The following is a 23,147-nucleotide window of genomic DNA, read 5'->3' as shown; positions in this document are numbered from 1 at the left end:
TGCCCGGCGGCCGTGGAAGGAGCCGCAGATCACTCAAGCGGCGGGCACCTCGCCTGTTCCTGTGCGCATGCCCCTGCCTGCCACAGCTTCAGCACAGGCTGCAGACCCTCATAGCGCCGTCCGTGCCACCCCTTCGCCAGCACGCGACCTTCCGCGTCGATCAGCACCAGATTGGGCGGCGCGGGGCCGGCCAGGGCCTGCAGCACCGGCATGCGGGCGGCCCTGCGCGGGTCCAGTACCGGCCACGGCATGTCCTGGCGGCGCATGTAGCGGCGCAGCGCGGCCTCGCTCTCATCCTGGCTGACGTACACCACCTCGGTGTCCGCACCGGCCTGGCGCAGTGCGTCACGCACGCTGCGCAGGGTCGGCACGAAGGCATGGCAAGGCGCGCACCAGTCCGCACCGAAGTACAGCGCGATCAATCGCGGCGGCGGCGACCACTGCATCGGTCGCAGCGATCGCGCCTCTGGTCGCATCAACGACGCCGAGACCTGCGCGTGCAGGTTCTCTGCCGCGACCGGCGCGGCCAGCAGCGCGCTGCCGGCGCACAGCAGAACGCGCAGTGCTTCAGAACGCATAGCGCAGGCTGACATACCACGAGCGCGCGAAGCGGGGCCCGTAGACGTAGTCGCTGTCGCGCAGCGCGCCGGCTTCAAGATCCTTCTGCCGCTGATCGAACACGTTCTTGACTCCGGCTGCCACGGACACCTCCTGTTCGGCGCCCACCCCCAGGTGGCGATGCCAGCGGGCACCCAGGTCGGTCACCCAGAAGGCACGGGTGCGGTGCAGCTCACCCAGCCGGTTGTTCAGCACCGGCATTGAACCGGTGTGGCGCAGCGCGATGAAGGTCTCCCACGGTTCTGAAGGCAACCAGCCGAGCTGGGCCAGCCCGGTCCAGCGAGGGGTCTTGAGGTAGTCGCGGCTGTCGATCACGGTGTCGCCGCCCTCGCCGGTGTCATCGAAGATGCGCTGGGGTTCGCGGAAGCGCGAGCGGTACCACGATGCGCCCGCGGTAAGACGCCATTGCGGCGAGGGTTGCCAGCCCAGATTGGTTTCCATGCCCAGTACGTCCGAGCCCGAGGCGTTGTAGCGCAGCTGGCCGAGCTGGCCGTCGGCGCCGCGCAGGATCTCGCCCAGCGCAAAGGTGTCACGGATGCGCGCGTAGGAGGCGGTGGCGTCCCACGTCCACACGGGCTCGGCCGGATCCGAACGCCAGTCGAAGCCGAGCAGGGTGGTCAGCGCACGTTCCTCCTTCAGGCCGTCGGCATTGCGCATGCGCACCTGCTCGCCACCGAGCGTGTCCACATGCACATCCTCGACGAAGATTTCCGGTGCGCGGAATCCGCTGGCAATGCCCGCCCGCCACTTCAGGTTCTCCGTGGCCTGCCAGGCCAACGCGACACGCGGTGAGAGCACCGCGTTGTCCAGTTCGGAACTCTTGTCCACGCGCGCGCCGATCACCAGGTCGATGTCCTCGCGCAGGCTCCATTCGTCCTGCACGAAGGCGCCCAGGTTGTGGAAGCTGGCGTCCTCCAGCACGGCCAGGCGCTGGCCGTCACCGGTCCGGTTGTCGTCGCGCAGGCGCTCGTGCTTGTACTGCACGCCGAACGCCAGGGCATGCGCGCCCAGCCGCCAGTTCAACTGGCTGTCGAGGTAATGCAGCGGATTGTGCGTGCGTCCGTATTGCCGCCAGGAGCGCGAGGCGGCGCTGCCGGCCACGGTGGGGTCCAGCTCGGAGGGATCGTATCCGGCTGCCGACGGGTCGGTGACCACATCGCCGAGACCGCCATAGAAGCTGTCGCGATCGATGTCGGCGAAGGCATAGGCGAGGCGGAAGTCGATGTCCGGGCTTACTTCCTGGTCCCAGGACACGCTGCCACGCCGGTACGTGGTGTCGAGCGATTCTGCGATGTTGGCCAGATACTCCGGCTGGTCAAGGCGGTTGCCGCCGCGCCGGGTTTCATCGGTGACCTGCACGTCCACGCGCAGCCGTGTTCCCGGTGTGGGCGCATACCAGGCCTGCAGTCCACCGACCTTGAGATCCTTGCGCGTGATCTCGGTGTAGTCATCACCGTTGTAGTCGATGCCACTGTTCCAGTTGCGCTGGGCGATCACCGACAGCCCGGCATCGATTTGCGCGGCGACCAGATCCAGCCGGACATCTGCATTCTTCTGCGGCGTGCCACGCAGCACATCCACGCCGGCCTGCACATGGCCACCACTGCGCGAGGGCAGCGGCGGAACCAGGTTGATCACGCCGGCCACCGCGCCGGGTCCATACAGCGCCGAGCCACCGCCCTTGACCACTTCGATGCGATCGACGAAGCCGGCGGGAATCTGCTCCAGGCCGTACACGCTGCCCAGCGTGGACAGCAGCGGGATGCCGTCGAATAGCAGCTGGTTGTAGGCACCCGGCAGGCCCAGCAGCTGCACTTCGCTGGTGTTGCAGTTCTGGCAGTTGCTTTCCACGCGCAGGCCATTGATCAGTTCGACCGCACGGGAGAAATCGGTGGCCGCACGCAGCGCGATGTCCTCCCTGCGCAGCACTTCGGTACGGATCGGCACATCGGCAAGCAGGCGCTCGCTGCGCGTGGCGGTACTGACCTTGACCTGCACCCGGTCCAGCTGCGTGGGCGAGGGCGTGCCGGCTAGTACCGGGGTCGACAGGGCAAAGAAGATGGCGGTGGCCAGCGGAAGGTGGCACGGCGGCACGGCGTGGGGCATGGAGGCGTCGTCCTTGGGGAAGAGAGCGGCGAGGGCGACCTGGCTGGTGCACATGAAAGCAAATGCTCATAGATATAGCAATGGCTATATCAAGCGCGACGCTGCTTTCATGGGCACGGCGCAGGGCGCCTCATCAGGAACGACAGTGTTATAACATTACAATAAACGACGTCACCCCTGCCGGATGTCATATCCGGCAGGGGTGTTCAGGCGCGGGTTCCGGGCGGGACGCCGGGTGTCACCAGGCGACGCGCAGGCCGACCTGTGCACCGTGGTTGCGATAGCCGCTGTCGCCGCGCTGCACGCGCAGGTCGCCCCAGGCACTCCAGCGTTGCCCCAGCTGCAGCTGCGCGCCCGCCTGCATTTCGTAGCGGCTGTCGGGCGTCTTCGCGCTCAACAGCTCTTCATTGAAGCGCATCGAGGGATCTCGCTGGCCGCGCAGCCAGTTGACCGCCAGGAAGGGTTGTACGCGATTGCCGCGCAGGGTGCTCTGTCCAAACAGACGCACACCCAGCCGGCTGTTCAGCCCGATGCTGCGGCCATCCTCGACCCGTGTTCCGTTGTCCTCAACCAGGCTGTCACTGTCGTAGTCGGTCCAGGTCAGCTGTGCCTGCGGCTGCAGGTACAGAGTGCTGGCCTCGCGGGTGCGGATCGCCCAGGCGTAGCCGAGCTCCAGCGACGCGCTGCGGACGTCCGCATCGTAGGTTTCCGCTGCAATGCCCTCGCCCTGCACATCATTGTCGAAGCGGGCAGCCTGCACCCAGCCGTCCACGTACAGGCCGCCGCTGCTCTGTGCATCCTGCACCCAGCCCAGGTACACGCCTGCCGATTTGCCCTTGATCCTGCCGCGGGTGCCATAGCCGGACAGCATGGAGACTGCGCGGGTGGTGGCGTCGCCGGTGCCGAGCATCACGCCCACCTGGCCGCGCCCGTCGCTCCAGCGCCACAGATCGCTGCCCAGCTGCAGGACGTTGAGATGCGTGCGGGCATCGACCTGGCCGGCAATGCTGGCCTGGATCTGATCGCGGCCACCACGCACCCAGGTTCCCGGGCGCGCGCGGTCGAAGCCGGGCTCGCCGCGATCGTGACGACGTACCTGGAACATCTGCTCGGCCGCGATCTGGTTGGCCAGATAGGCACCGGGCTCCGGGCGCAGCACGGGTTCGGGATCGGGGTCAGGATCGGGAGGAGGAATCACCGGATCCTCCGGATCGCACTCCGGCAGGGAAGGATTGATATCGCACGGATTGCCCGTGTAGGCCGAGGTCAGGTACCAGTTGCCGTTGGCCGTCGTGGCCGAGCCTTTGTGCAGGAAATACTCGTACATGCCGCCGATGGCGCGGCCCTGCAGCGCGAAGCTGCCGTTGCTGGCGCCATCGACCTGGACCAGCAGGATGCCGTCGACCGTCTGCGCGCCGGCGCCCGCGACGTTGTTGACAATGACGTTGGTGGCGCCGCTGGTGGCGCCGGTCACATGCAGGCGCGAACTGGCGGCGGCGTCGCCGGCCAGCACGGTGTTGAAATGCAGGGTGCCGCCGTTGCCGGTGTAATCGCCATTGACGGTCAACTGCGGATACGCCGCCTGACCCTCCGCGCCGAGCAGGATGTGGCTGTCCGCGCCGAGGGTGAGGTTGCCGGTGCTGCTGTCGCCGGACAGCGTCCAGCGTCCGCCCTGGTCGACGATCACCTCGGCCGGGCCGGTGATCTGTCCGGTCAGCACCAGCCCATCGAGGAAGCGCAGGGTCGTGCTGGCGGTATCGGCGATGACGAAGTTGCCGTTGAGGGTGGACGTGCGAGCCGTGAAGTCCAGTGCCATGTCGGGATCGACGTCAACCAGATTGCCGTTGCCACCGATGAGCGTTGCGCCGTTCTGGACGGTGAGGCGTGCCAGATCGGGAGCACGGCCAAGCTCCATTCTCACCTTGACGGCGGGACCGGTGGTGCCCTCCACGCGTGATCCATCCACCAGTACATGCCAGTCCGCAGGGTCCGCATAGGGGGGTTGGTTCACTCTGGAATTTCCCAGTAGCAGGCCGATGTCGCTGCCGATGGCGGCGGAGCCATCACGCAGCTCGATCGAGCCGGCCAGGCTGCGCATGCCGATGGCTCCGGAGAAGGTCGAGCGCTCGGCAACGATGGTGCCGCCCCCACTGGCCTGAGCGCCAATGGCGGCACCCGACACCTTGCTGTCGATGAACTGGGCGAGGCTGAGAGGCTGCGGGGTGGCGGTAACCAGCGCGCCGGTTGAAAAGCCGAAGCCGCTGGCATTCGTGTTGACGATCTCCGACCTGAGGAAGCGGCCCTGCGAGTTGGTCATCGATGCTCCCGCTCCCGACGCATTGCTGGTAATGGTCGTGTCCGTCGCATTGACGACGCCCCCCTCGCTGGCACCCACGCGACCCACACTGACGCCATTGAGGTTCAATGTTCCCTGGACGGAAAAATCACGCCCCTCATAGGGGCTTCCGGGATCCACCGTCAGCGTGGTGCCGGCCGGGACAGAAACTGACTGGGCATGACCTGTCTGCGGCACGCCGACGCAGGCCGCCAGGGCCAGCGCAAGCGGAGCGACCTGCGCGGACAGGGCGCGTGAAGTGGACTTCATCGTGTACATGGGATCTCTCCAATGCGTTGGATGGGGCCCGTCCCCACAGGCCAAAGGCAACACTCTGCGGGGCGACAGCCTGCAGAGCCATGCAACTTTTCCAGAACCTGCGGCGGCGTCCATCCAGCTGTGGAGGGCCTATTCAGCTGCGGAACTCGCGCATGCTGGATAGTCCTGCTGAAGTGAAAACGGCATGAAGCCCCTGTCGAAGCGAGGCGAACCCCATTTCACCGATCTAAATCGTGATGAAAATCACAGATGACCGAGGGGGTGACGTCTCGAAATGCTGCATTGCAGCATTCCGGCGCAAAGCGGCAACGGTCTGGAGCCTGGCGATCAGCCGCGGCGGAAGGCGGCGGGGGTGCGGGCACCGACGATGATCATGCGGATCATCGTGGAGATCTGTTCGACCAGTTCCGGATCCTTCTCCGGCGGCAGGTCCATCGCGGTGGCGCCCATCGCGAACACCAGGCGGGTGATCGCCTTGGCCACCAGTTCCGGTGCATGCAGCACCGCGCCGTCGAGGGCCGCCAGGCGCACCAGGTCGTGCTGCAGCTCTTCCTCGAAGTAATGCAGCTCGCGCTCGACGGCGTGCTTGAAGTCATCCGAGCCGACCGCGCCTTCGCGCAGCAGGACGTGCAGCAGCTTGTCGTCCGCGCGCAGCTGCTCCATGAAGGTCTCCACCGAGACCCGCACCACGCTGGTGGCGGAGGAGGTCGCGCGCTGCCGCGCCTCGCCAATGATGGTGCGCAGCGAGCGGCCGGCCACATCAATGAGGGCCACGGCCAGTTCGTCCATGTCGCGGAACTGCCGGTAGAAGCTGTTCGGCGCGATGCCTGCCTCACGCGCGACCTCGCGCAGGCTGAGGGTGGAGAGGCTGCGGTGCGGGCCGATCAGCTTCAGGGCTGCGGCCAGCAGGTCTTCGCGGCTCACCGTACGGCGGGCCGGGCTCTGCGCATCTTCGGGTATCGACAGGACGGTGGCAGCGGCCATGAGGGCTCCGGTGGGGCAAGGCTGAATCATACCCAATCCGGTTCAATATACACGTGTATACACAGGTGTATGTGCGCCCGTATAGTGGCTGCCATGAGCGCTGTCGTCCGTCCGTCCCCGTTTTCCCTGCACCGCTGGCTGTCGCCCACGCTGTTCGATTTCTGGGCCGGCCAGCTCAATCCGTTGTGGACGCTGCGCGAGCCCTTGGCACGCCTGGTCCGACGCGAACCAGCGGGCGAGGGCGCGGCCACCCTGGTCCTGCGCTGCAACCGGCACTGGGCCGGCATGCGCGCCGGCCAGCACGTCACCCTCGGCGTCGAGCTTGAGGGGCGGGTATGGCAGCGCAGCTACAGCCCGACCCCGCTGAGTGGCCGCGAACTGGCCATTACCGTCAAGGCCGTGGAAGGGGGGCGGGTCAGCCAGCACCTGGTGAACCAGGCGCGGCCGGGAGACCTGTTCCGTATCGATGCCGCCTTCGGTGACTTCCATATGCCGGCCGCCGCGCCGGTGCTGCTGCTGGCGGCGGGCAGCGGCATCACGCCGATGCGCAGCCTGCTGCGCGAGGCCTGCCAGCGACCGCTGGGCGCGCCGGTGGACCTGTTCTACTGGGAACGCACAGCGGCCGCCATCCAGTTCCGTGACGAACTGCATACGCTGGCGGCAGCGACGCCGGGCCTGCGCGTGCACCTGCTGACCACCCGCGAGGGCGAGGTGCCGGCCGCGCGCATCGATACCCACGCCCTGCAGATTCCCGGCGATGACACGCCGCTGGCACAGCGCCATGTACTGGCCTGTGGCCCGGACGGCTTCGTTGCCGCCGCGCGCCGCCGCCTTGCGCATCAGGTGGCCGGTTTCCAGGCGGAAGCCTTCACGCCGCCCGCGCCGCTGCTGGATGCCGACGGCGAAGGCGAAGTGTCGCTGACCCTGGCACGCAGTGGGCGCCAGCTGCGCGTGCCGCGCGGCCGCTCCCTGCTGGAGAGCCTGGAAGCGCAGGGCATCAAGCCCCGGCACGGCTGCCGCATGGGCATCTGCAACAGCTGTAGCTGTGAACGCGTCAGTGGCGCTACCCGCCATCTGCGCACCGGCGATACGCATTCCGAAGCGGCGCAGCCCGTACGGATCTGCGTGAGTGCGCCGACCACCGACCTGACCCTGGATCTCTGAGGAACCGTTGCCATGACCCGCGCTACCGACCGTGCCCTGAGTCCTGCCGAAATGAACGCCTTCGGCCAGGAACTCGACGCGATCCGCGACCGTGTGATCGGCAGTCTCGGCGCGTCCGATACGCGCTATATCCGGCGCGTGGCCGCGGCCGTGCGCTGGTTCGGCGTCGGCGGCCGCAGCCTGCTGTTCCTGGCGGCGTTCTCGCCGCTGCTGTGGGCACCGCTGCTGTGGCCGGCCGCCATCGCCGGCACGCTCATGCTGGCGCTGTCGAAGATCCTGGAGAACATGGAGCTGGGCCACAACGTGATGCACGGCCAGTTCGACTGGACCGGCGACCCGAAGTTGAACGGCAACACCTACGAGTGGGACATCGTTGCCACCGCCGACAACTGGCGCAAGACCCACAACTTCCGCCACCACACCTATACCAACGTGCGCGGCATGGACGATGACATCGGCTACGGCCTGCTGCGCATCTTCCCGGAACAGCGCTGGAAGCCGTTCTATCTGCTGCAGCCGATCATCGCACCGATCTTCGCGCTGCTGTTCCAGTGGGGCGTGGCCGCCCAGGACCTGCGCCTGGGGCGCTGGCTGAAGGGCCGCATCAGCGGCCGGGCAATGTGGCTGCAGACCCGCCCGGTGGCGCGCAAGATGCTGCGTCAGGTGCTGAAGGATTACGTGCTGTTCCCGCTGCTGGCCGGCCCGTTCTTCCTGACCGTGATGCTGGGCAACCTGGTCGCCAACGGCCTGCGCAACATCTGGACCTACGTGATCATCTTCTGCGGCCACTTCACCGCTGAATCGGAAACGTTCCCCAAGGAGTGCCTGCGCAACGAATCGCGTGGCCACTGGTACCTGCGCCAGCTGCGTGGCTCGTCGAACATCAGCGGTGGTTTCCTGATCAACGTGCTGTCGGGCAACCTCAGCCACCAGATCGAACACCACTTCTATCCGGATCTGCCGGCCAACCGCTATGCGGCCATCGCCAAGGAAGTGAAGGAGATCTGCCTTCGCTACGGTCAGCACTACAACAACGGTTCGCTGCCACGGCAGTTCGGCCAGGTGGTGTGGCGCATCCTGCGGCATGCCTTCCCCAGCAAGCCGCGCCGCCTGCCGATGCCGGACATCATGACGGCGCCGGCACCGGCCAACGCGGGCTGATCGATGCGGCCGGCCTGTGCGGCCGGCTCAGCCCGCGCTCTCCTGCGGCGCCGGCTGTTCGCGCTGCAGCCGGCGCAGAAACACCTGCATTTCCTTCCGGGCCTGCTGGTCGCCCTGGTGGCTGGCCACGCTCAGGCCCCGTTGCCATGCCTCGCGCGCCGCCTGCGGCTGGCCACCCGCCAGCCAGGCCTTGCCCAGCAGTTTCCACGCCGCCGAGTACTGCGGATCGAGTGCCACGCAGCGGCCCAGATGGGTCGCCGCGCGCGCCGGATTGCCGGCGTCGAGCCAACCCTTGCCCAGCCCGAAGCGCAGCAGCGCGCTGTCGTGGCCGTTGGCGAGCAGGTCCTCCAGTGCTTGGATGTTCATGGCCGTACCTCCCGCAGGGTGTCCAGCGGCCCCGGCAGGAAGCGGCCACGGTGGAACATCAGCGGTGCACCGCCGGTTTCGTTGACCTCGATGATGCGGCCCGCCAGCAGCAGGTGATCACCCACGGGCCATTGCGCATGACGGGTACAGGTCAGGTGCGCGACTGCGCCGGCGATGCGCGGCGGTGCGTCGTCTTCGTCTGGAAGCAGGGGTACGTCGTCGAAACGATTGCGCACCTGGGGATCGGCGAACGTGCGCGCCAGTGCTTCCTGGTCCGCGGCCAGCACGCTGATCGCGAAGCGCGTCGCGCGCTGGAAGGCCTGCAGGCTCTGTGCGTGCAGGGCCAGGTTCCACAGTACCAGCGGCGGCTGCAGCGACACGGGCACGAAGGAATTGATGGTCAGGCCCAGCGGTCTGCCCCGTGCGTCACGGGTGCAGACGATGGCCACGCCGGTAGGGAAGTGGCCGAGCAGCCGCCGCAATGCACGCGGCGGCAGACTGACCGAGGGTGCCGGGGCCGGGGCGGGGAAAACCCCGGCCCACGGCCCGGCGTAATGGGGAATGCCGGTGCTCATGCGCCGCCCGCCTGGCGGTAACGGCGACCGACTTCGGCCCAGTCGATGATGTTGAAGAACGCCCCGATGTAGTCCGGACGGCGGTTCTGGTAATGCAGGTAATACGCGTGCTCCCACACATCCAGGCCGAGGATCGGCGTGTTGCCGGACAGGCCGGCCGCCGCGCCCATCAGCGGGCTGTCCTGGTTGGCGCTGCTTTCAACCCGCAGGCGGCCATCGCGATCACTGGTCAGCCAGGCCCAGCCGCTGCCGAAGCGGGTCAGCGCCGCCTTGCTGAAGGCATCCTTGAAGGCATCGAAGCCGCCGAGGTCACGGTCGATGGCCGCCGCCAGCACCTCATCGGGCGTGCCGCCGCGTGCGCTGAGCACGGTCCAGAACAGGCTGTGGTTGGCGTGGCCGCCACCGTTGTTCCGGACTGCGCTGCGCTGGGCCTCCGGCACGGCATCGAGGCTGGCGATCAGCGCCTCGACCGGCTGTTCGGCGAGGCCGGCCTGCTCGACCGCGGCATTGAGGTTGTTGACGTAGGTCTGGTGGTGCCTGCTGTGGTGGATCTCCATCGTCCGCGCATCGAAATGCGGTTCGAGGGCATCGTAGGCATAGGGGAGCGGGGGAAGCGAGTACGACATTGAAGCAGTCTCCGTAGCGAAGGCCAGCGGGCTGGCCGTGGGGAGACTGTTATCGCACCTCAACATTGGTTGAGGTCAACCCGCCTGCGCCATCATCCACTCAACCCAGCCAATCCCTGCACGCCCCATCCACCTGATTGCCGCACGCCTGCTGCATCCACTGCTGCAGCCGCGCCAGCGTCTGCGCCCCCTGGTGCTTGCCACTCCATGCCTTCAGCTGCCCGGCCAGGCGCTCGAAGCGCTGGCGGGTGCGCTGGTGGTAGCCCGACGGCTGCGCCTCCAGTTCGGCGATCAGCGAGGCGGTCGCCTGTTCGATGCGCGGTGCATCGTCCGGCGCCAGCTTCAGCAGGCCTTCCACATACAGCACACCCCACTGCACGCGGGTCGCCGGGCCCTGCGCACCGTCGTAGGCCCGCTTCAGCCACTCCAGCGCACCGGCGGTGTCACCGCGCTGCTCGGCCAGTTCGGCCAGCTCGGGCATGTAGTAGTACGGCTGCTCGCTGCGCTTCAGTTCGGCCAGCAGCAGCGACTCCGCGCCGGCGTCGTCGCCGACCTGGCGCAGTGCGTAGACCGCGCTGCTGATCGTAGCCTGGCGTGCATGCGCATCGGTGGCGGCGGCATCGGCGGCGGCCACGCGCTGCTTGACCCGATCAACCAGAGTAGCGGGCAGTGCGCCCTTGGGCTGTTGCAGTCGGGCCAGCGATACTTCGGTCAGCGCGCGCGACAACGCGTCGCCGGCGCGGTCGCCACGCTCGGCGTCTGCGCGCTCGAGCGCGACCAGCAGTTGCTGTCCCAGGGTGTTGCTGGTGGCGGGCCCGGTACTGGCCTGCTTGACCAGCTGTACGCCCGCATAGCCCAGCAGCTCGCGGTTGCGTCGTACCTCCGCGGGGTGCGCCAGCACGGCCTGCAGCAGCTCGCGCACTTCGGTGGGCGAGGCATCGGGCTTTTCGGCTGTCGCCAAGGCAAGCAGAGCGAAACGGCGCTGCAGGGCGGCCTCCGGTGCGGCCTTGGACAGCTGGCGCAGCACGTCCTGGCTGTTGCGTTCGCCGGCCAGGCGGTTGGCGTCGACTTCCCAACCGTAGTCGCCCAACACCTGCCAGTCTTCGGCGGCCAGTTGCTCCGGCGTCGTCAATGCGGTGGCCAGGGTGGCGGCAACGGCACTGCGGCGGCCTGCGGCCACGGTCAGTGCCCGGGTCAGTTCGGCGGCATCGTTGCCGCCGGCCACGCGGGTGATTTCGTTGCGCTGTGGGTCCAGCACGATCAGGGTCGGATAGCCGCGCACGCCGAAGCGCTCGCCCCAGGCCTGCGCACCTTCCTCGTCGCCATCCAGGTAGACGGGAACGAATTTGCTGGTCAGCGCGATGAAGGCCGGGTCCTTGAACAGACCCGCCTTGAGCTGGTTGCACGGTGGGCACCAGACCGCACCCCAGTACAGCAGCACCGGCTTGCCGCTGTCGGCGGCTTCGGCGAAGGCGTCGTCGACGTCGCCCTGGCGCCAGGCGATGGCGGACGCCGGTGCGGGGGCCTCGGCGGAGTTGGCGGTGGAAACCGGGGCCGGGGTGCAGGCGCTCAGCGCCGAAGCCAGCAGCAACACGGAAAGCGCAACGCGCATCGGCAGCATCTCGAAGGGCAGGGTGACAGGCCATTGTAGGAATGACGGCAGAGGCTGCTGATTCAGTTTGCTCATGAAGGGTGCGCTGCAGGGCATGACGTCCGCCGCCCGCACCCTCTGCCGATACACCACCCCATTGAACCCACCGGCTTGGCACGCACCTGCGGCAGGGCTCCACGCTAAGCTGACAGCATGAGCGATTTCAATTCTGCCTACGCTGCGCTGTTTGCAGAACAGGGCCTGAGCCTGGGACTGATGACGCCGGTGGCGGCGCACGGGTTGGCCGATCCGCATGAGGCGCGGCGTATCGCCCGGTTGGCCGATGACCTCGGCTTTGCCGCGCTGTGGACGCGCGACGTGCCCTTGATGGTGCCGCAGGGACCGGAGGCGACCGCGAGCGCGCTGGATGATCCCTTCCTGTGGCTGGGCATGCTGGCCGCCGCGACAGAGCGCATCGTGGTTGGCAGTGCGGCCATCGTGCTGCCATTGCGCCAGCCGCTGCAGGTGGCGAAGTCGGCCTTGAGCCTGGACCGCATCAGCGGCGGGCGTTTCGTGCTGGGCCTGGGTTCGGGTGATCGCCCGGAGGAATTCGCCGCGTTCGGCGAGGATCTGGAGGGCAGGGCCGCGACGTTCCGTGAGCGCTGGTCGTTGCTGCGGGCGGCGCTGTCGCCGCAGGCACACGAGCGGGCCGCCGTGCTGCAGGTGACCGGAGGCTTCGACGTGCTGCCTGCGCCGGCCGCGCGCATTCCGATGCTGGTGGTGGGTACCGCCAGGCAGAGCCTGCAGTGGATCGCCCGTGAGTCTGAAGGATGGGCCACCTATCACCGCGAGGAGGCTGCCCAGGAGGGACGCATCGGTCTGTGGCAGCAGGCGTTGGCGCAACAGGGCGCGGCGGGCAGACCGTTCGTGCAGTCGATGCTGCTGGACCTGCAGGCGGACCCGCAGGCACCCGCCGAGCCGTTGCCGCTTGGCCTGAAGGTCGGCCGCGATGGCCTGCGTGACTATCTGCTGCGCGTGCATGCGCAGGGCGTGGCGCATGTGATGTTCAATCTGGTCGACAACGGCCGGCCGGTGGAGGCCGTGCTGCGCGAGATCGGGGAGCGGGTGCTGCCGCATATCCCCCGGTAGCTGTGCTGCGCCCGCCGGGCATGGCCCGGCGCTACCGATGTGTGGGCATCTGCGATGCGGCGAGTGTGACCCGACGGTGTCCTGAACGTTCGCATCTGCGTATCATTCGCATCTTCTGTCCCTGCAGGAGCCCGATGTGACCCCAGGCAATCCCATGCACCCCGTCGGACGGCTGTTCGCCGTGGTTGCCTTCATCGAGGCCATCACCTGGGCCGGCCTGCTGGTGGGCATGTGGCTGAAGTACGGCCCGCAGGCCAACGTCGCCCTGGTCAAGGTGTTCGGGCCGCTGCATGGCGTGGCGTTCCTGGTGTACGTGGCCGTGACCCTGTTCTCCGCAGTGCGCCTGCGCTGGCCATGGTGGGCCAGCGCGCTGGCCCTGCTTGCTGCTGTCCCGCCGCTGGTCACGCTGCCGCTGGAGTGGTGGTTCCGCCGTCGCGGCCTGCTGTCGCCGCGTGTGACGCGCTGACACGGCTGTTGCGGGTCCATTCAATTGAATGGGTATCAAATGCAAATACGAGCCGTTATCATTTAAGGGTGATGCCGCTGCGTGACGTGGCGGCATCGGGCGGAGCGTCGTGCTGGCGTTCTGCCGTCCTTCCCTGTCACGGCTGGTGTTCCATGCACGCACGTCCCGTCGTTCCCGGTTTGCCGGCCCTGGTGTTGGCGGCCCTGATCGGCACCATGGCCATGATGTCTTTCGTCGCCGTGATCGGCCCGGTGGTCCGGCTGCTGGGCCTGTCCGAATGGCACGCGGGCCTGTCGGTGACGGCCGCCGGCGTGCTGTGGATGCTGGCGGCTCGCCGCTGGGGCCAACTCAGCGACCGCATCGGTCGCAAGCGCGTGCTGCTGCTGGCGATGGGCGCGTACATCGGCGTCTACCTCGCGCTCGCCATGTTCATCGATGTGGCCCTGCAGGTCACGCCGCCGGTGGTTGTGTCGGTGCTGGTGCTGGTGGGCGCGCGCGGGCTGATCGGGCTGTTCTATGCCGCCGTGCCACCGACGGCCGCAGCCTTGATCGCCGACCAGGCGCCGGCCGGCCAGCGCACGCAGTTTCTCGCCCGTCTGGGCAGTGCCAATGCACTGGGGATGGTGCTGGGCCCAGCGGCAGCAGGCTGGCTGGCCTACACGCATCTTTCGCTGGCGCTGTATGTGGCCGCGCTGTTGCCGCTGCTGGCGCTGGCACTGCTGGCGTGGCGTCTGCCTTCGACAGCGCCGGCAGCGGCGGCATCGTCAGCACGACGGACGCCCCTGCGCCGTCTGGACCGGCGCCTTCGGCTGCCCCAGCTGGCCGCGTTCCTTGCAATGGTGTCGGTGACCATCGCGCAGGTGACGGTCGGCTTCTTCGCGATCGATCGCCTCGGCCTGGCAGCGGCTGAAGGCGCGCGCATGGCCGGCATCGCACTGACGGCTGTGGGCGTCGGGCTGATCCTGGCGCAGGCACTGGTGATGAAGCTGGAGGTGCCACCGCGGCGCTGGATCGTGCTGGGTGCATTGATCGCCGGTATCGGCTTCGCCTCGGTCGCCGCCGTGCAGCAGTCCTGGCAGCTGCCGGCGGCCTATGCGCTGGCGGCATTCGGCATGGGCTTCGTGTTCCCGTCGTTCCAGGCGCTGGCCGCCGATGCGGTGCAGGCACACGAACAGGGTGCCGCCGCCGGAACGGTCGCTGCGGCACAGGGGCTGGGCATGGTGGTCGGGCCGATGCTCGGCACGCTGTTGTATCGGGGCGGGCCGAGCCTGCCGTATCTGCTGGTCGGTGTGCTGCTGCTGTTGCTGTGCGTGCTGGCGGCAGCGCACCGGATGAAGGAGGCGACATGAACGATTCGCTCAGGGACGATGCATGGCAGGAGACGGCGCCGTTGCCGTTGCCGGCTGCGGATGACCCCACGCTGTTCCTGCTGCAGCATGCAGGGCAGCATGTGCATGCGCGTGGCTGTCGTGCGGCGCTTGCGTCCGGTCCGCTGGTGACGCTGGCCGGGCGCGTGGCTGCGTTCTTCGCGCAGCAGCGGGGCGGGCCGGGCCTGCTGGTCGGAGCGATTCCGTTCGAACCACGTGCTGACGATGCGCTGTACCAGCCCGAACGCGTGCTGCCTGCGTTGCCGGTGCAGCCGCAGGCTGCGCCGGCGCTGGAGGGTGTCGTGCAGGCCGAACCTTCGGCGGACGACTACGCCGCAGCGGTGGATAGGGCAGTACAGGCCCTGCGTGATCCCCGACAGGACCTGCACAAGGTGGTACTGGCGCGCAGCCTGTTGGCACACACACGCCACGCCCTGACGCCCGATGTGCTGCTGGCGAGACTGGGAGCCGATCCGTCGGTAGCGACCTACGCGGTGCCGCTGCCGGTGGAGCTGGGCCAGGCCCCGGCATGGCTGGTCGGGGCGACGCCCGAGCTGCTGCTGCGCAAGCGCGGCGCGCAGGTGCTGTCGCACCCGCTGGCCGGCTCAGCCCGACGCAGTGCGGATCCGGTGCAGGACGAGCGTGCCGCGCAGACCCTGCTGGCGTCGGCCAAGGATCACGACGAGCACCGTCATGTGGTCGAGGCCATCGTTGATGGCCTCTCTCCCTATTGCAGCCATATCGACGCGCAGGCGCGGCCGGTGCTGCATGCCACGGCCACCATGTGGCACCTGGGCACCCGCATCCATGCCACGTTGAAGGATCCACGGGTGCCGGCCGCCGCCCTGCTGGCGCAGCTGCATCCCACGCCCGCCGTATGCGGCACGCCGCAGCAGGCGGCGCTGCAGCGCATCCGCGAACTGGAGCCGGTTCCACGCGGTTTCTACGCCGGTGCCGTGGGGTGGCTGGACGCGCAGGGCGACGGCGACTGGTACGTCGCCATCCGCTGCGCACGACTGCAGGGCACGCAGCTGCGCCTGTATGCGGGCGCCGGCATCGTCGCCGGGTCGCAGCCGCAGGCCGAAGTGGCCGAAACCGCAGCGAAGTTTGCTGCCCTGTTGAACGCGTTGGGCGTCAGTGAGCCCGCGCCCCCGACCGAGCCCCTCGCATGAGCCGATCTCCTTCCCGCCTGCCATTGCAGCAGGTATGGCCCGAAGACCGGGTCGCCCACTATCGCCGGATGGGGCATTGGCGCGGGGAGACTTTCCCGGCCTTCCTGCGCGAGCGCGCCGAACGCTACGCCGATGACATCGCGGTGGTGGCAGGTGATGTCCGACTGAGCTATGCGCAGCTGTGGCACGAGGCCGGGCGCATCGGCAGCGGCCTGCTGGCGCTGGGCCTGCAGCCCGGTGAACGGGTGCTGGTGCAGCTGGGCAACAGCGCGGGCTTCATCGCCACCGTCTGCGGCCTGTTCCGCGCCGGCCTGGTACCGGTGTACGCGTTGCCCGCGCACCGCATCACCGAGCTGGTGCACTTCGCCACGAAGGCCGAGGCCAGTGCCTTTGTCACCGCCGATGTGCACGAGGGTTTCGATCATCGCGGGCTGGCACGGGCACTGCAGGCGGAGGTGCCGGCCCTGCGCCACGTGGTGATCGACGGCGATGCGGAGGAGTTCGTCGCGCTGGCGAACCTGCAGGGCGACCGCAGCCAGCTGCCGGCCGACCCGGATCCGCAGTCGGTGGCGTTCCTGCAGCTGTCAGGTGGCAGCACCGGCCTGTCCAAGCTGATTCCGCGCACGCACGACGACTACATCTATTCGTTCCGTGCCAGCAACGCGATCTGCGGGATCGACCGCGACAGCGTGTATCTGGTCGCATTGCCGGCCGCGCATAATTTTCCGATGAGCTCGCCGGGCTTCTTCGGTGCGCTGTATGCCGGTGCCCGCGTGGTGCTCAGTCCGGGGCCGGGCCCGGATGTCGCGTTCCCGCTGATTGCACGCGAGAAGGTGACCTGCTGTGGGCTGGTGCCGCCGCTGGCCCTGCTGTGGGCGCAGGCAGCGGCATCGACGAAGCACGATCTGTCCAGCCTGCGGGTGCTGCAGGTGGGCGGCGCAAAACTGGTGCCGGAGGCCGCGCGGCGCGTCATCGATGGCCTGGGCTGCACGCTGCAGCAGGTGTTCGGCATGGCCGAAGGCCTGGTGAACTACACCCGCCTCGACGATCCCGAGGAACTGGTGGTGGCCTGCCAGGGACGTCCGATCAGCCCTGACGACGAAGTCCGTGTTGTCGACGACCACGATCAGCCGGTTGCCGAGGGCGAGATCGGACATCTGTTGACCCGCGGCCCGTACACCATCCGTGGGTACCACAACGATGCCGCGGCCAACGCGCGCTCGTTCACCGACGACGGCTTCTACCGCACCGGCGACCGCGTGCAGCAGCTGCCCGGGGGATATCTGGTGGTGCAGGGGCGTGCCGGGGACCACATCAACCGTGCCGGCGAGAAGATCTCCGCCGAGGAGATCGAAGACCATCTGCTGGCCCATCCGGGTGTGTTCGATGCGGCGGTGGTGTCCATTCCCGATGAGTACCTGGGCGAGCGCAGCTGCGCCTTCGTCATCCGCCAGGGCGAGCCGATCACGGCGCCGGCACTGAAGGCCTGGATGCGCGGGCGCGGGCTGGCGGCGTTCAAGGTGCCGGACCAGGTGGTGTTCGTGGACAGCTTCGATACAACGGCGGTCGGCAAGATCAGCCGCCGCGAACTGCGTGCGCAGCTGCGTGCGCGTCATCTGCAGCAGACAGGAGGAACGCGCTGATGGCGCTGCCCCGCATTGCTTCATATTCCCTGCCGACCGCCAGCGAGTTGCCACAGCCGCGCGGCCCCTGGCACCCGCAGCGCGAGCGGATCGCGTTGCTGGTGCACGACATGCAACGCTACTTCCTGGCAGCGTTCGACGCGGACAGCGAGCCGCTGCGCCCCGCCGTGGACAACGTCGCGCGCCTGCTGGCGCACTGCCGGGCGCAGGGAATTCCCGTGTTCTATACCGCCCAGCATGGCGATCAGGACCGGCGCGACCGCGGCCTGCAGGCCGACCTGTGGGGGCCCGGCATGCGCCGGAGTGACGAACATGAGCCGATCATCACCGCGCTGGCCCCGCAGCCGGGCGAGCACGTACTGGTCAAGCATCGCTACAGCGCCTTCCAGCGCAGCAACCTGGAGACGCTGATGCGCGCGCGCGGGCGCGACCAGTTGCTGGTGACCGGTGTGTATGCGCATATCGGCTGCACCGCGACCGTGGTCGAAGCCTTCCAGCGTGATATCGAGGCATTCATCGCCGCGGATGCGGTCGCCGACTTCTCGCGCGCCGATCATGAGCAGGCGCTGCACTGGATCGCACGGACCTGTGGCGTACCGATGACCACCGGCCAGCTGCTGGAGACACTGTGATGGATAGGACGGGCGATGTGCTTGACCTGGAACGGATGCGCGCGGACGTGGCGCGCGTGCTCGAATGCGAGCCGGCCGACATCGGCGATGACGACAACCTGATCGATCTCGATCTGGATTCGATGCGCATGCTCGGCCTCGTTCTTGCGTGGAGCAACACTGGCCTTCCGCTGGAGTTCTCGCAGCTGGCCGAGCACACCACGCTGCGCCAGTGGTGGCAGGTGGTGCAACGGCTGCAGGCCGCGCAAGGCGCATGAACGGTGCAGCGCCAGCCTCACCGGTGGCATTGACCGAGGCCCAGGCGGGGCTGTGGTATGCCCAGCGCCTGGCTCCCGACAACCCTGCATTCAACACGGCCCATGCCGTATGGATCGACGGCGCGCTGGACGTGGCGGCGTTCACGGCCGCCGCCAACCAGGCGGCGGCAGAGGCGCAGGCGCTCGCACTGCGCTTCACGGAAGGCAGCGATGGCCAGCCGCTGCAATGGCATGAGCCGGCGCATGTACCGCTGCTGGCAGTCCATGATCTTTCCAGCGCTGCCGATCCGGTGGCCGACGCCAACGCCGCGATGCGGGCCGACCGGCTGAGCCCGGTCGATCCCACCCGCGACCGGATCAGCCAGCAGGTGCTCTACGCACTGGGAGGCCAGCGCTGGGTCTGGTACCTGCGCGTTCACCATCTCGGCGCTGATGGCTATGGCATGGCACTGTTCAGCGATCGTGTCTGCGCGCTGTACGCCGGGCGCGGCGGCGATGCGCTGCCGCCCCTGGCCGGTGTACTGGCCGACGATGCGGCATACCGCATCGATCCGCGTCGCGAGATGGCCGGTGCCTGGTGGCGCGACCACCTGCGGGACGCGCCGGCCGCCGCTGGTCTGGCCGGCGTCGCCGCCGCCAGTGATGACGCGTTGCGCTGGGTGCAGCCGCTGGATGCCGCCTTCCGTGAAGAGCTGCTGCAGGCATCGGTGCGCTGGCTGCAGCCGTGGCCGGATGTGCTGGCCGCACTTGCGGCCGAGTACCTGCGGCGGATGAGTGCGGCCGAGGAAGTGGTGCTGGGGGTGCCCTACATGGGGCGCCTGGGAAACGCGTCGGCGCGCGTGCCCGCGATGGTGATGAACGTGCTGCCGCTGCGCGTGGCCGCTGCCGAGGGCAGTGTCGAAAGCTACACCCGTGGCATCGGCCGGCAGTTGAGCCAGAGCCGCAGGCATGGCCGGTATCGCGGCGAACAGCTGCGGCGCGATCTGGGCCTGGTCGGTGCGCAGCAGCGCCTGCATGGCCCGCTGGTGAACATACAGCCGTTCTACAGGCCGCTGGCGCTGCCCGGCGTGCAGGCCACGCTGCAGGTGCTGTGCACCGGGCCGGTGGAGGATCTGGTGCTGGGCTTCCGCGGTGATGGCCAGGCGCTGCTGGATCTGGAGATCGAGGCGAACCCCGCCCTGTACAGCGACGCCGACGTGCAGGCGCATGCGCAACGGCTGCTGCATTTCGTGTCGGCGGCGCTGGATGCCGACGACATTGCCAGCGTGCCACTGGCCACCGCGGCAGAGGTCACGCAGGTGGTTCACCGCTTCAACGCGACCACCCATCCATTGCCTGAAACCACACTGGTGGAACTGTTGCAGCAGGGCATGGATCGCGACCCTCAGGCAACGGCGCTGGTCTGCGGCGACGCCACGCTTGAGCATGCCGCGCTGGAGGCACGCAGCTTCGCACTGGCGGCACAGCTGCGCGCGCTGGGGGTGGGGCCGGGCAGTGTGGTGGCGGTCGCGCTGCCGCGTTCGATGGAGCTGGTCATCGCCCTGGTGGCCGCGCTGCGTGCCGGCGCCGCCTATCTTCCGCTGGATCCTGCACATCCCGACGAGCGCCTGGCGCGCATCCTGCGCTCGGCGCGTCCGGCCTGCGTGCTGGCCGACAGCACGATGGCGCACCGGGCCGCAGGCGTGCCGGTGCTGCCGCCCGATCAATGGATGGCACAGGGGGCTGCCGCGCCCTGGCCGGACCCGGCGCCGGATGATGCGGCCTATGTGATCTACACCTCAGGCTCGACCGGCGAACCCAAGGGCGTGGTCATCGAGCATCGCGCCATCGTCAACCGCCTGCTGTGGATGCGCGAGCACTACGGCTTCGGCGCAGACGACCGCGTGCTGCAGAAGACGCCCGCCACGTTCGACGTGTCGGTCTGGGAGTTCTTCCTGCCGCTGCTGTGCGGCGCCACGCTGGTTCTCGCGGGTCCGGATGCCCATCGTGATCCCACCGAGCTGGCCCGGCTGATCCGCGCGCAGGCCATCACCACCGCCCACTTCGTCCCGTCGATGCTGGACGCCTTCCTCGCGGCGCCCGCCTCGCAGGGCCTGCAGCTGCGCCGGGTGTTCACCAGCGGCGAAGCGCTCGACGCCTCGCTCCGCGACCGCTTCCATGCCCGCATCGACGCGCAGCTGCACAACCTGTACGGGCCTACCGAAGCCGCGGTGGACGTCAGTTACTGGCCAGCCCCGGCAGGCGATCGCTCACGCCCGGTCCCGATCGGCTTCCCGGTCTGGAACACCCGCCTGTATGTGCTCGATGCACGCATGCAGCCTTTGCCGGTGGGCGTGCCGGGCGAGCTCTACCTCGGCGGCGTGCAGCTGGCACGAGGCTACCTGGGCCGCGACGATCTCACCGCCGGACGTTTCCTGGCCGATCCCTTCCTCGCGGGCGAGCGCATCTACCGCACCGGGGACGTTGCACGTTGGCGCAGCGACGGAGCGGTCGAGTATCTGGGCCGCAGCGACCATCAGGTGAAGCTGCGCGGTCTGCGCATCGAGCTGGGGGAGATCGAGGCGGCGCTGCGGGAACTGCCCGGCATGGAGCGCGTGGAAGTGCTGCTGCGCCACGACCTTCCCGGTGAGCCGCGGCTGGTCGCCTACGTGCCAGCGGCAATGGCCGACGCCGCTGCCCTGCGCGCGCACCTGGCGGCGCGCGTGCCAGACTACATGGTGCCGTCGGCGTTTGTCGGGGTCGATCACTGGCCGGTGACCACCAACGGAAAGCTGGATCGCAGCGCGCTTCCGAAACCGCCGGAGGTCGGGATGACCGGTGTCGCACCGCGCACGCCACTGGAACATGCGCTGGCCGCCTTGTTCGCACAGGCACTGGGCCGTGAGCAGGCCGTTGCGGTGGATGCGGACTTCTTCAGCCTGGGGGGCGACTCGCTTTCGGCCGTGCACCTGCTGCTGGCCATCGAACAGCGCTGGCGCTGCGAGCTGGGCCTCGGCGTTCTGTTCGCGGAGCCGACGGTGGCGGCGCTGGCCCGGCGTATCGCCGAACCCCCGATGCTGGCCGATCATGCCTTGGGCCCGGTCATCGCGTTGACCACGACCGATGGGACTGAACCCCCGCCGCTGTTCGTGCTGCACCCGGCAGGCGGCATCGCCTGGAATTACCGCGCGCTGGCGCGTGCGCTGCAACCGGCGCGGGCCGTGTACGGGCTGCAGTCGCCGGCGCTGGACGCCGCGCAGCCGCTGCCGGCCAGCATCGAGGCGATGGCCAACGAGTACGTGCAGCGTGTAGTGACCCTGCAGCCGCGCGGGCCGGTGCACCTGCTCGGCTGGTCGGTGGGGGGGATCATCGCCCAGGCGATGGCCGTGCGCCTGCACGAGATCGGTCGCAAGGTCGGCGAGCTGGTCCTGCTCGACGCCTATCCCAGTGAATGCTGGCGGGCCGAGCCGGAGCCGGATCCGATCGCTGCGCTGCGGGCGTTGCTGGCCATCGCCGGCCACGATCCGGACGCACACCCGGAACTGGACAGCCGCGAGCGCATCCTGGCCTTCCTGCGTCGAGGTGGCAGTGCGCTGGGCAGCCTGCCCGACGTAGTGCTGGACGGCGTGGTGCGCGCGGTCACCGGAACCAACCGCCTGATCCGCGAGCACCACCACCGGCCATTCGACGGCACCCTGGTGCATGTGCGCGCAGGGCGGGACCACCATGCACGACCACAGCTGCAGTCGGCGCTGTGGAAGGCGCACGCGCGCACGGTGCAGGCGCTGGAACTGCCGTTCCTGCATGCCGAACTGACCGGCCGTGATGCGGTGGCGCAACTCGCGCCATGGCTGTCGGCGCGACTGCGGCATTGGGATGAACAACAGGAGATCGCAACATGCAGTTGACCGGTTTTGAGGGTCGCGTGGCGCTGGTGACCGGCGCAGCCGGGGGGATCGGCACCGCGCTGGTGAAGCTGCTGGTCGCCGCCGGCTGCCAGGTGGTGGCCACCGACCGCGAGTCGCCCGCGATCGTGGGCGAGCGCGTCCATGCCTGTGCGCTGGATGTCAGCGACAGCGCAGCGGTCGATGCGCTCATCGACCAGGTAGAGGCGAAGATCGGACCGATCGCCCTGGCGGCCAGTGTGGCCGGCGTGCTGCAGGTCGGCGCGGTGACGGATACCTGTGATGCCGATTGGCGCCGTGTTTTCTCGGTCAACGCTGACGGTGTGTTCCATCTCGGCCGCGCACTGGCGCGGGTGATGTCACCGCGCAGACAGGGCGCCATCGTCACCGTCAGCTCGAACGCCGCAGGCGTGCCGCGTCACGGCATGGCGGCCTACGCTGCCTCGAAGGCGGCAGCGACCATGTTCACCCGTTGCCTGGGCCTGGAGCTGGCGCCACTGGGCATCCGCTGCAACATCGTCGCACCCGGTTCGACGCTGACCGCCATGCAGACCGGCATGTGGGAAGACGCGTACGGTGCCGAGCGGGTGATTGCCGGCAACCTCGACACCTACAAGGCGGGCATTCCCCTGCGCAAGCTGGCTACGCCGGAGGACGTTGCCCAGTCGGTGATGTTCCTGCTGTCCGAGCAGGCCGGGCATGTGGCGATGAGTGACCTGTACGTCGACGGCGGCGCCACGCTGCGCGGCTGACCCCCTGATGCAGGGCCGGG

19 protein-coding genes are annotated in these 23,147 nt (G+C 68.6%); 11 read left to right on the top strand and 8 right to left on the bottom strand.

Going from position 1 to position 23,147, the window contains the following annotated elements:
* Nucleotides 1–29: 29 nt before the first annotated feature.
* The 4 genes from QMZ25_RS10335 to fabR all read right to left on the bottom strand — a co-directional run bounded on the left by QMZ25_RS10335 (nt 30) and on the right by fabR (nt 6,322).
* The gene (locus QMZ25_RS10335; RefSeq protein WP_283219578.1) at nt 30–578 is read right to left on the bottom strand and encodes a thioredoxin-like domain-containing protein; all 549 of its coding nucleotides are present in this window, start codon (nt 576–578) and stop codon (nt 30–32) included.
* On the bottom strand, nt 568–2,724 hold the full coding sequence (locus QMZ25_RS10330; protein ID WP_283219577.1) for a TonB-dependent receptor: 2,157 nt from the start codon (nt 2,722–2,724) through the stop codon (nt 568–570). Before QMZ25_RS10330 ends, QMZ25_RS10335 begins: the two co-directional genes overlap by 11 nt.
* Nucleotides 2,725–2,962: 238 nt before the next feature.
* Nucleotides 2,963–5,329, bottom strand: coding sequence for an autotransporter outer membrane beta-barrel domain-containing protein (locus QMZ25_RS10325; protein WP_283219576.1), 2,367 nt, complete (start codon nt 5,327–5,329; stop codon nt 2,963–2,965).
* Between the two features lie 336 nt (nt 5,330–5,665).
* Nucleotides 5,666–6,322, bottom strand: coding sequence for an HTH-type transcriptional repressor FabR (fabR, locus tag QMZ25_RS10320; RefSeq protein ID WP_053517811.1), 657 nt, complete (start codon nt 6,320–6,322; stop codon nt 5,666–5,668).
* Between the two features lie 93 nt (nt 6,323–6,415).
* On the opposite strand from fabR, the gene QMZ25_RS10315 reads away from it, so the two are divergent.
* Nucleotides 6,416–7,486 carry a ferredoxin reductase gene (locus tag QMZ25_RS10315; protein ID WP_283219575.1) on the top strand — a complete coding sequence of 357 codons (1,071 nt, stop codon included), beginning with the start codon at nt 6,416–6,418 and terminating at the stop codon, nt 7,484–7,486.
* 12 nt (nt 7,487–7,498) lie between these two features.
* Nucleotides 7,499–8,647 carry an acyl-CoA desaturase gene (locus QMZ25_RS10310; RefSeq protein WP_128987967.1) on the top strand — a complete coding sequence of 383 codons (1,149 nt, stop codon included), beginning with the start codon at nt 7,499–7,501 and terminating at the stop codon, nt 8,645–8,647.
* A gap of 27 nt (nt 8,648–8,674) precedes the next feature.
* On the opposite strand, the gene QMZ25_RS10305 is transcribed toward QMZ25_RS10310, so the two are convergent.
* The 4 genes from QMZ25_RS10305 to QMZ25_RS10290 form a co-directional block, all read right to left on the bottom strand.
* On the bottom strand, nt 8,675–9,013 hold the full coding sequence (locus tag QMZ25_RS10305) for a tetratricopeptide repeat protein (RefSeq protein WP_283219574.1): 339 nt from the start codon (nt 9,011–9,013) through the stop codon (nt 8,675–8,677).
* Nucleotides 9,010–9,588 (bottom strand): flavin reductase family protein, encoded by a 579-nt coding sequence (locus QMZ25_RS10300; protein WP_283219573.1) that lies wholly within the window; start codon nt 9,586–9,588, stop codon nt 9,010–9,012. Before QMZ25_RS10300 ends, QMZ25_RS10305 begins: the two co-directional genes overlap by 4 nt.
* Nucleotides 9,585–10,214: a superoxide dismutase gene (locus tag QMZ25_RS10295; protein WP_164152564.1), complete on the bottom strand. Its 630-nt coding sequence runs from the start codon at nt 10,212–10,214 to the stop codon at nt 9,585–9,587. The genes QMZ25_RS10300 and QMZ25_RS10295 overlap by 4 nt, the downstream gene beginning before the upstream one ends.
* A 100-nt stretch (nt 10,215–10,314) precedes the next feature.
* Nucleotides 10,315–11,835 carry a thioredoxin family protein gene (locus tag QMZ25_RS10290; RefSeq protein ID WP_283219586.1) on the bottom strand — a complete coding sequence of 507 codons (1,521 nt, stop codon included), beginning with the start codon at nt 11,833–11,835 and terminating at the stop codon, nt 10,315–10,317.
* A 183-nt stretch (nt 11,836–12,018) separates the two neighbouring features.
* Here QMZ25_RS10290 and QMZ25_RS10285 point away from each other — a divergent pair, with 183 nt between their 5' ends.
* The 9 genes from QMZ25_RS10285 to QMZ25_RS10245 all read left to right on the top strand — a co-directional run bounded on the left by QMZ25_RS10285 (nt 12,019) and on the right by QMZ25_RS10245 (nt 23,127).
* Entirely contained in the window at nt 12,019–12,954 is a 936-nt protein-coding gene (locus tag QMZ25_RS10285; RefSeq protein WP_164152566.1) for a TIGR03571 family LLM class oxidoreductase, read from the top strand.
* 154 nt (nt 12,955–13,108) lie between these two features.
* Entirely contained in the window at nt 13,109–13,420 is a 312-nt protein-coding gene (locus QMZ25_RS10280) for a DUF3817 domain-containing protein (protein WP_164152567.1), read from the top strand.
* Nucleotides 13,421–13,572: 152 nt separating this feature from the next.
* A complete protein-coding gene (locus QMZ25_RS10275) occupies nt 13,573–14,769 on the top strand; it encodes an MFS transporter (RefSeq protein ID WP_283219572.1) in 1,197 nt (398 codons plus the stop codon).
* The gene (locus tag QMZ25_RS10270) at nt 14,766–15,959 is read left to right on the top strand and encodes an isochorismate synthase (protein WP_128987973.1); all 1,194 of its coding nucleotides are present in this window, start codon (nt 14,766–14,768) and stop codon (nt 15,957–15,959) included. The genes QMZ25_RS10275 and QMZ25_RS10270 overlap by 4 nt, the downstream gene beginning before the upstream one ends.
* Entirely contained in the window at nt 15,956–17,602 is a 1,647-nt protein-coding gene (locus QMZ25_RS10265) for an AMP-binding protein (RefSeq protein ID WP_053517798.1), read from the top strand. The genes QMZ25_RS10270 and QMZ25_RS10265 overlap by 4 nt, the downstream gene beginning before the upstream one ends.
* Nucleotides 17,602–18,234 (top strand): isochorismatase family protein, encoded by a 633-nt coding sequence (locus QMZ25_RS10260; protein ID WP_180875289.1) that lies wholly within the window; start codon nt 17,602–17,604, stop codon nt 18,232–18,234. Before QMZ25_RS10265 ends, QMZ25_RS10260 begins: the two co-directional genes overlap by 1 nt.
* Nucleotides 18,234–18,491, top strand: a complete 258-nt coding sequence (locus tag QMZ25_RS10255) for a phosphopantetheine-binding protein (protein WP_053517795.1) — start codon at nt 18,234–18,236, stop codon at nt 18,489–18,491. The genes QMZ25_RS10260 and QMZ25_RS10255 overlap by 1 nt, the downstream gene beginning before the upstream one ends.
* Complete coding sequence (locus tag QMZ25_RS10250) at nt 18,488–22,378, top strand: amino acid adenylation domain-containing protein (protein WP_283219571.1); 3,891 nt, start codon at nt 18,488–18,490, stop codon at nt 22,376–22,378. The genes QMZ25_RS10255 and QMZ25_RS10250 overlap by 4 nt, the downstream gene beginning before the upstream one ends.
* Nucleotides 22,369–23,127, top strand: a complete 759-nt coding sequence (locus QMZ25_RS10245) for a 2,3-dihydro-2,3-dihydroxybenzoate dehydrogenase (RefSeq protein WP_128987976.1) — start codon at nt 22,369–22,371, stop codon at nt 23,125–23,127. Before QMZ25_RS10250 ends, QMZ25_RS10245 begins: the two co-directional genes overlap by 10 nt.
* Nucleotides 23,128–23,147 lie beyond the last annotated feature (20 nt).

The sequence above is a fragment of the Stenotrophomonas sp. RS-48 genome, assembly GCF_030053245.1.
Taxonomy (GTDB): Bacteria; Pseudomonadota; Gammaproteobacteria; order Xanthomonadales; family Xanthomonadaceae; genus Stenotrophomonas; species Stenotrophomonas maltophilia_P.
This window is presented reverse-complemented; position numbering and strand designations above follow the sequence as displayed.

Excerpts from the sequence above, each read along its gene's own strand:
- QMZ25_RS10335 (WP_283219578.1), bottom strand. The coding sequence starts at position 578 with ATGCGTTCTGAAGCACTGCGCGTTCTGCTGTGCGCCGGCAGCGCGCTG.
- QMZ25_RS10330 (WP_283219577.1), bottom strand. The coding sequence starts at position 2,724 with ATGCCCCACGCCGTGCCGCCGTGCCACCTTCCGCTGGCCACCGCCATC.
- QMZ25_RS10325 (WP_283219576.1), bottom strand. The coding sequence starts at position 5,329 with ATGAAGTCCACTTCACGCGCCCTGTCCGCGCAGGTCGCTCCGCTTGCG.
- fabR (WP_053517811.1), bottom strand. The coding sequence starts at position 6,322 with ATGGCCGCTGCCACCGTCCTGTCGATACCCGAAGATGCGCAGAGCCCG.
- QMZ25_RS10315 (WP_283219575.1), top strand. The coding sequence starts at position 6,416 with ATGAGCGCTGTCGTCCGTCCGTCCCCGTTTTCCCTGCACCGCTGGCTG.
- QMZ25_RS10310 (WP_128987967.1), top strand. The coding sequence starts at position 7,499 with ATGACCCGCGCTACCGACCGTGCCCTGAGTCCTGCCGAAATGAACGCC.
- QMZ25_RS10305 (WP_283219574.1), bottom strand. The coding sequence starts at position 9,013 with ATGAACATCCAAGCACTGGAGGACCTGCTCGCCAACGGCCACGACAGC.
- QMZ25_RS10300 (WP_283219573.1), bottom strand. The coding sequence starts at position 9,588 with ATGAGCACCGGCATTCCCCATTACGCCGGGCCGTGGGCCGGGGTTTTC.
- QMZ25_RS10295 (WP_164152564.1), bottom strand. The coding sequence starts at position 10,214 with ATGTCGTACTCGCTTCCCCCGCTCCCCTATGCCTACGATGCCCTCGAA.
- QMZ25_RS10290 (WP_283219586.1), bottom strand. The coding sequence starts at position 11,835 with ATGCTGCCGATGCGCGTTGCGCTTTCCGTGTTGCTGCTGGCTTCGGCG.
- QMZ25_RS10285 (WP_164152566.1), top strand. The coding sequence starts at position 12,019 with ATGAGCGATTTCAATTCTGCCTACGCTGCGCTGTTTGCAGAACAGGGC.
- QMZ25_RS10280 (WP_164152567.1), top strand. The coding sequence starts at position 13,109 with ATGCACCCCGTCGGACGGCTGTTCGCCGTGGTTGCCTTCATCGAGGCC.
- QMZ25_RS10275 (WP_283219572.1), top strand. The coding sequence starts at position 13,573 with ATGCACGCACGTCCCGTCGTTCCCGGTTTGCCGGCCCTGGTGTTGGCG.
- QMZ25_RS10270 (WP_128987973.1), top strand. The coding sequence starts at position 14,766 with ATGAACGATTCGCTCAGGGACGATGCATGGCAGGAGACGGCGCCGTTG.
- QMZ25_RS10265 (WP_053517798.1), top strand. The coding sequence starts at position 15,956 with ATGAGCCGATCTCCTTCCCGCCTGCCATTGCAGCAGGTATGGCCCGAA.
- QMZ25_RS10260 (WP_180875289.1), top strand. The coding sequence starts at position 17,602 with ATGGCGCTGCCCCGCATTGCTTCATATTCCCTGCCGACCGCCAGCGAG.
- QMZ25_RS10255 (WP_053517795.1), top strand. The coding sequence starts at position 18,234 with ATGGATAGGACGGGCGATGTGCTTGACCTGGAACGGATGCGCGCGGAC.
- QMZ25_RS10250 (WP_283219571.1), top strand. The coding sequence starts at position 18,488 with ATGAACGGTGCAGCGCCAGCCTCACCGGTGGCATTGACCGAGGCCCAG.
- QMZ25_RS10245 (WP_128987976.1), top strand. The coding sequence starts at position 22,369 with ATGCAGTTGACCGGTTTTGAGGGTCGCGTGGCGCTGGTGACCGGCGCA.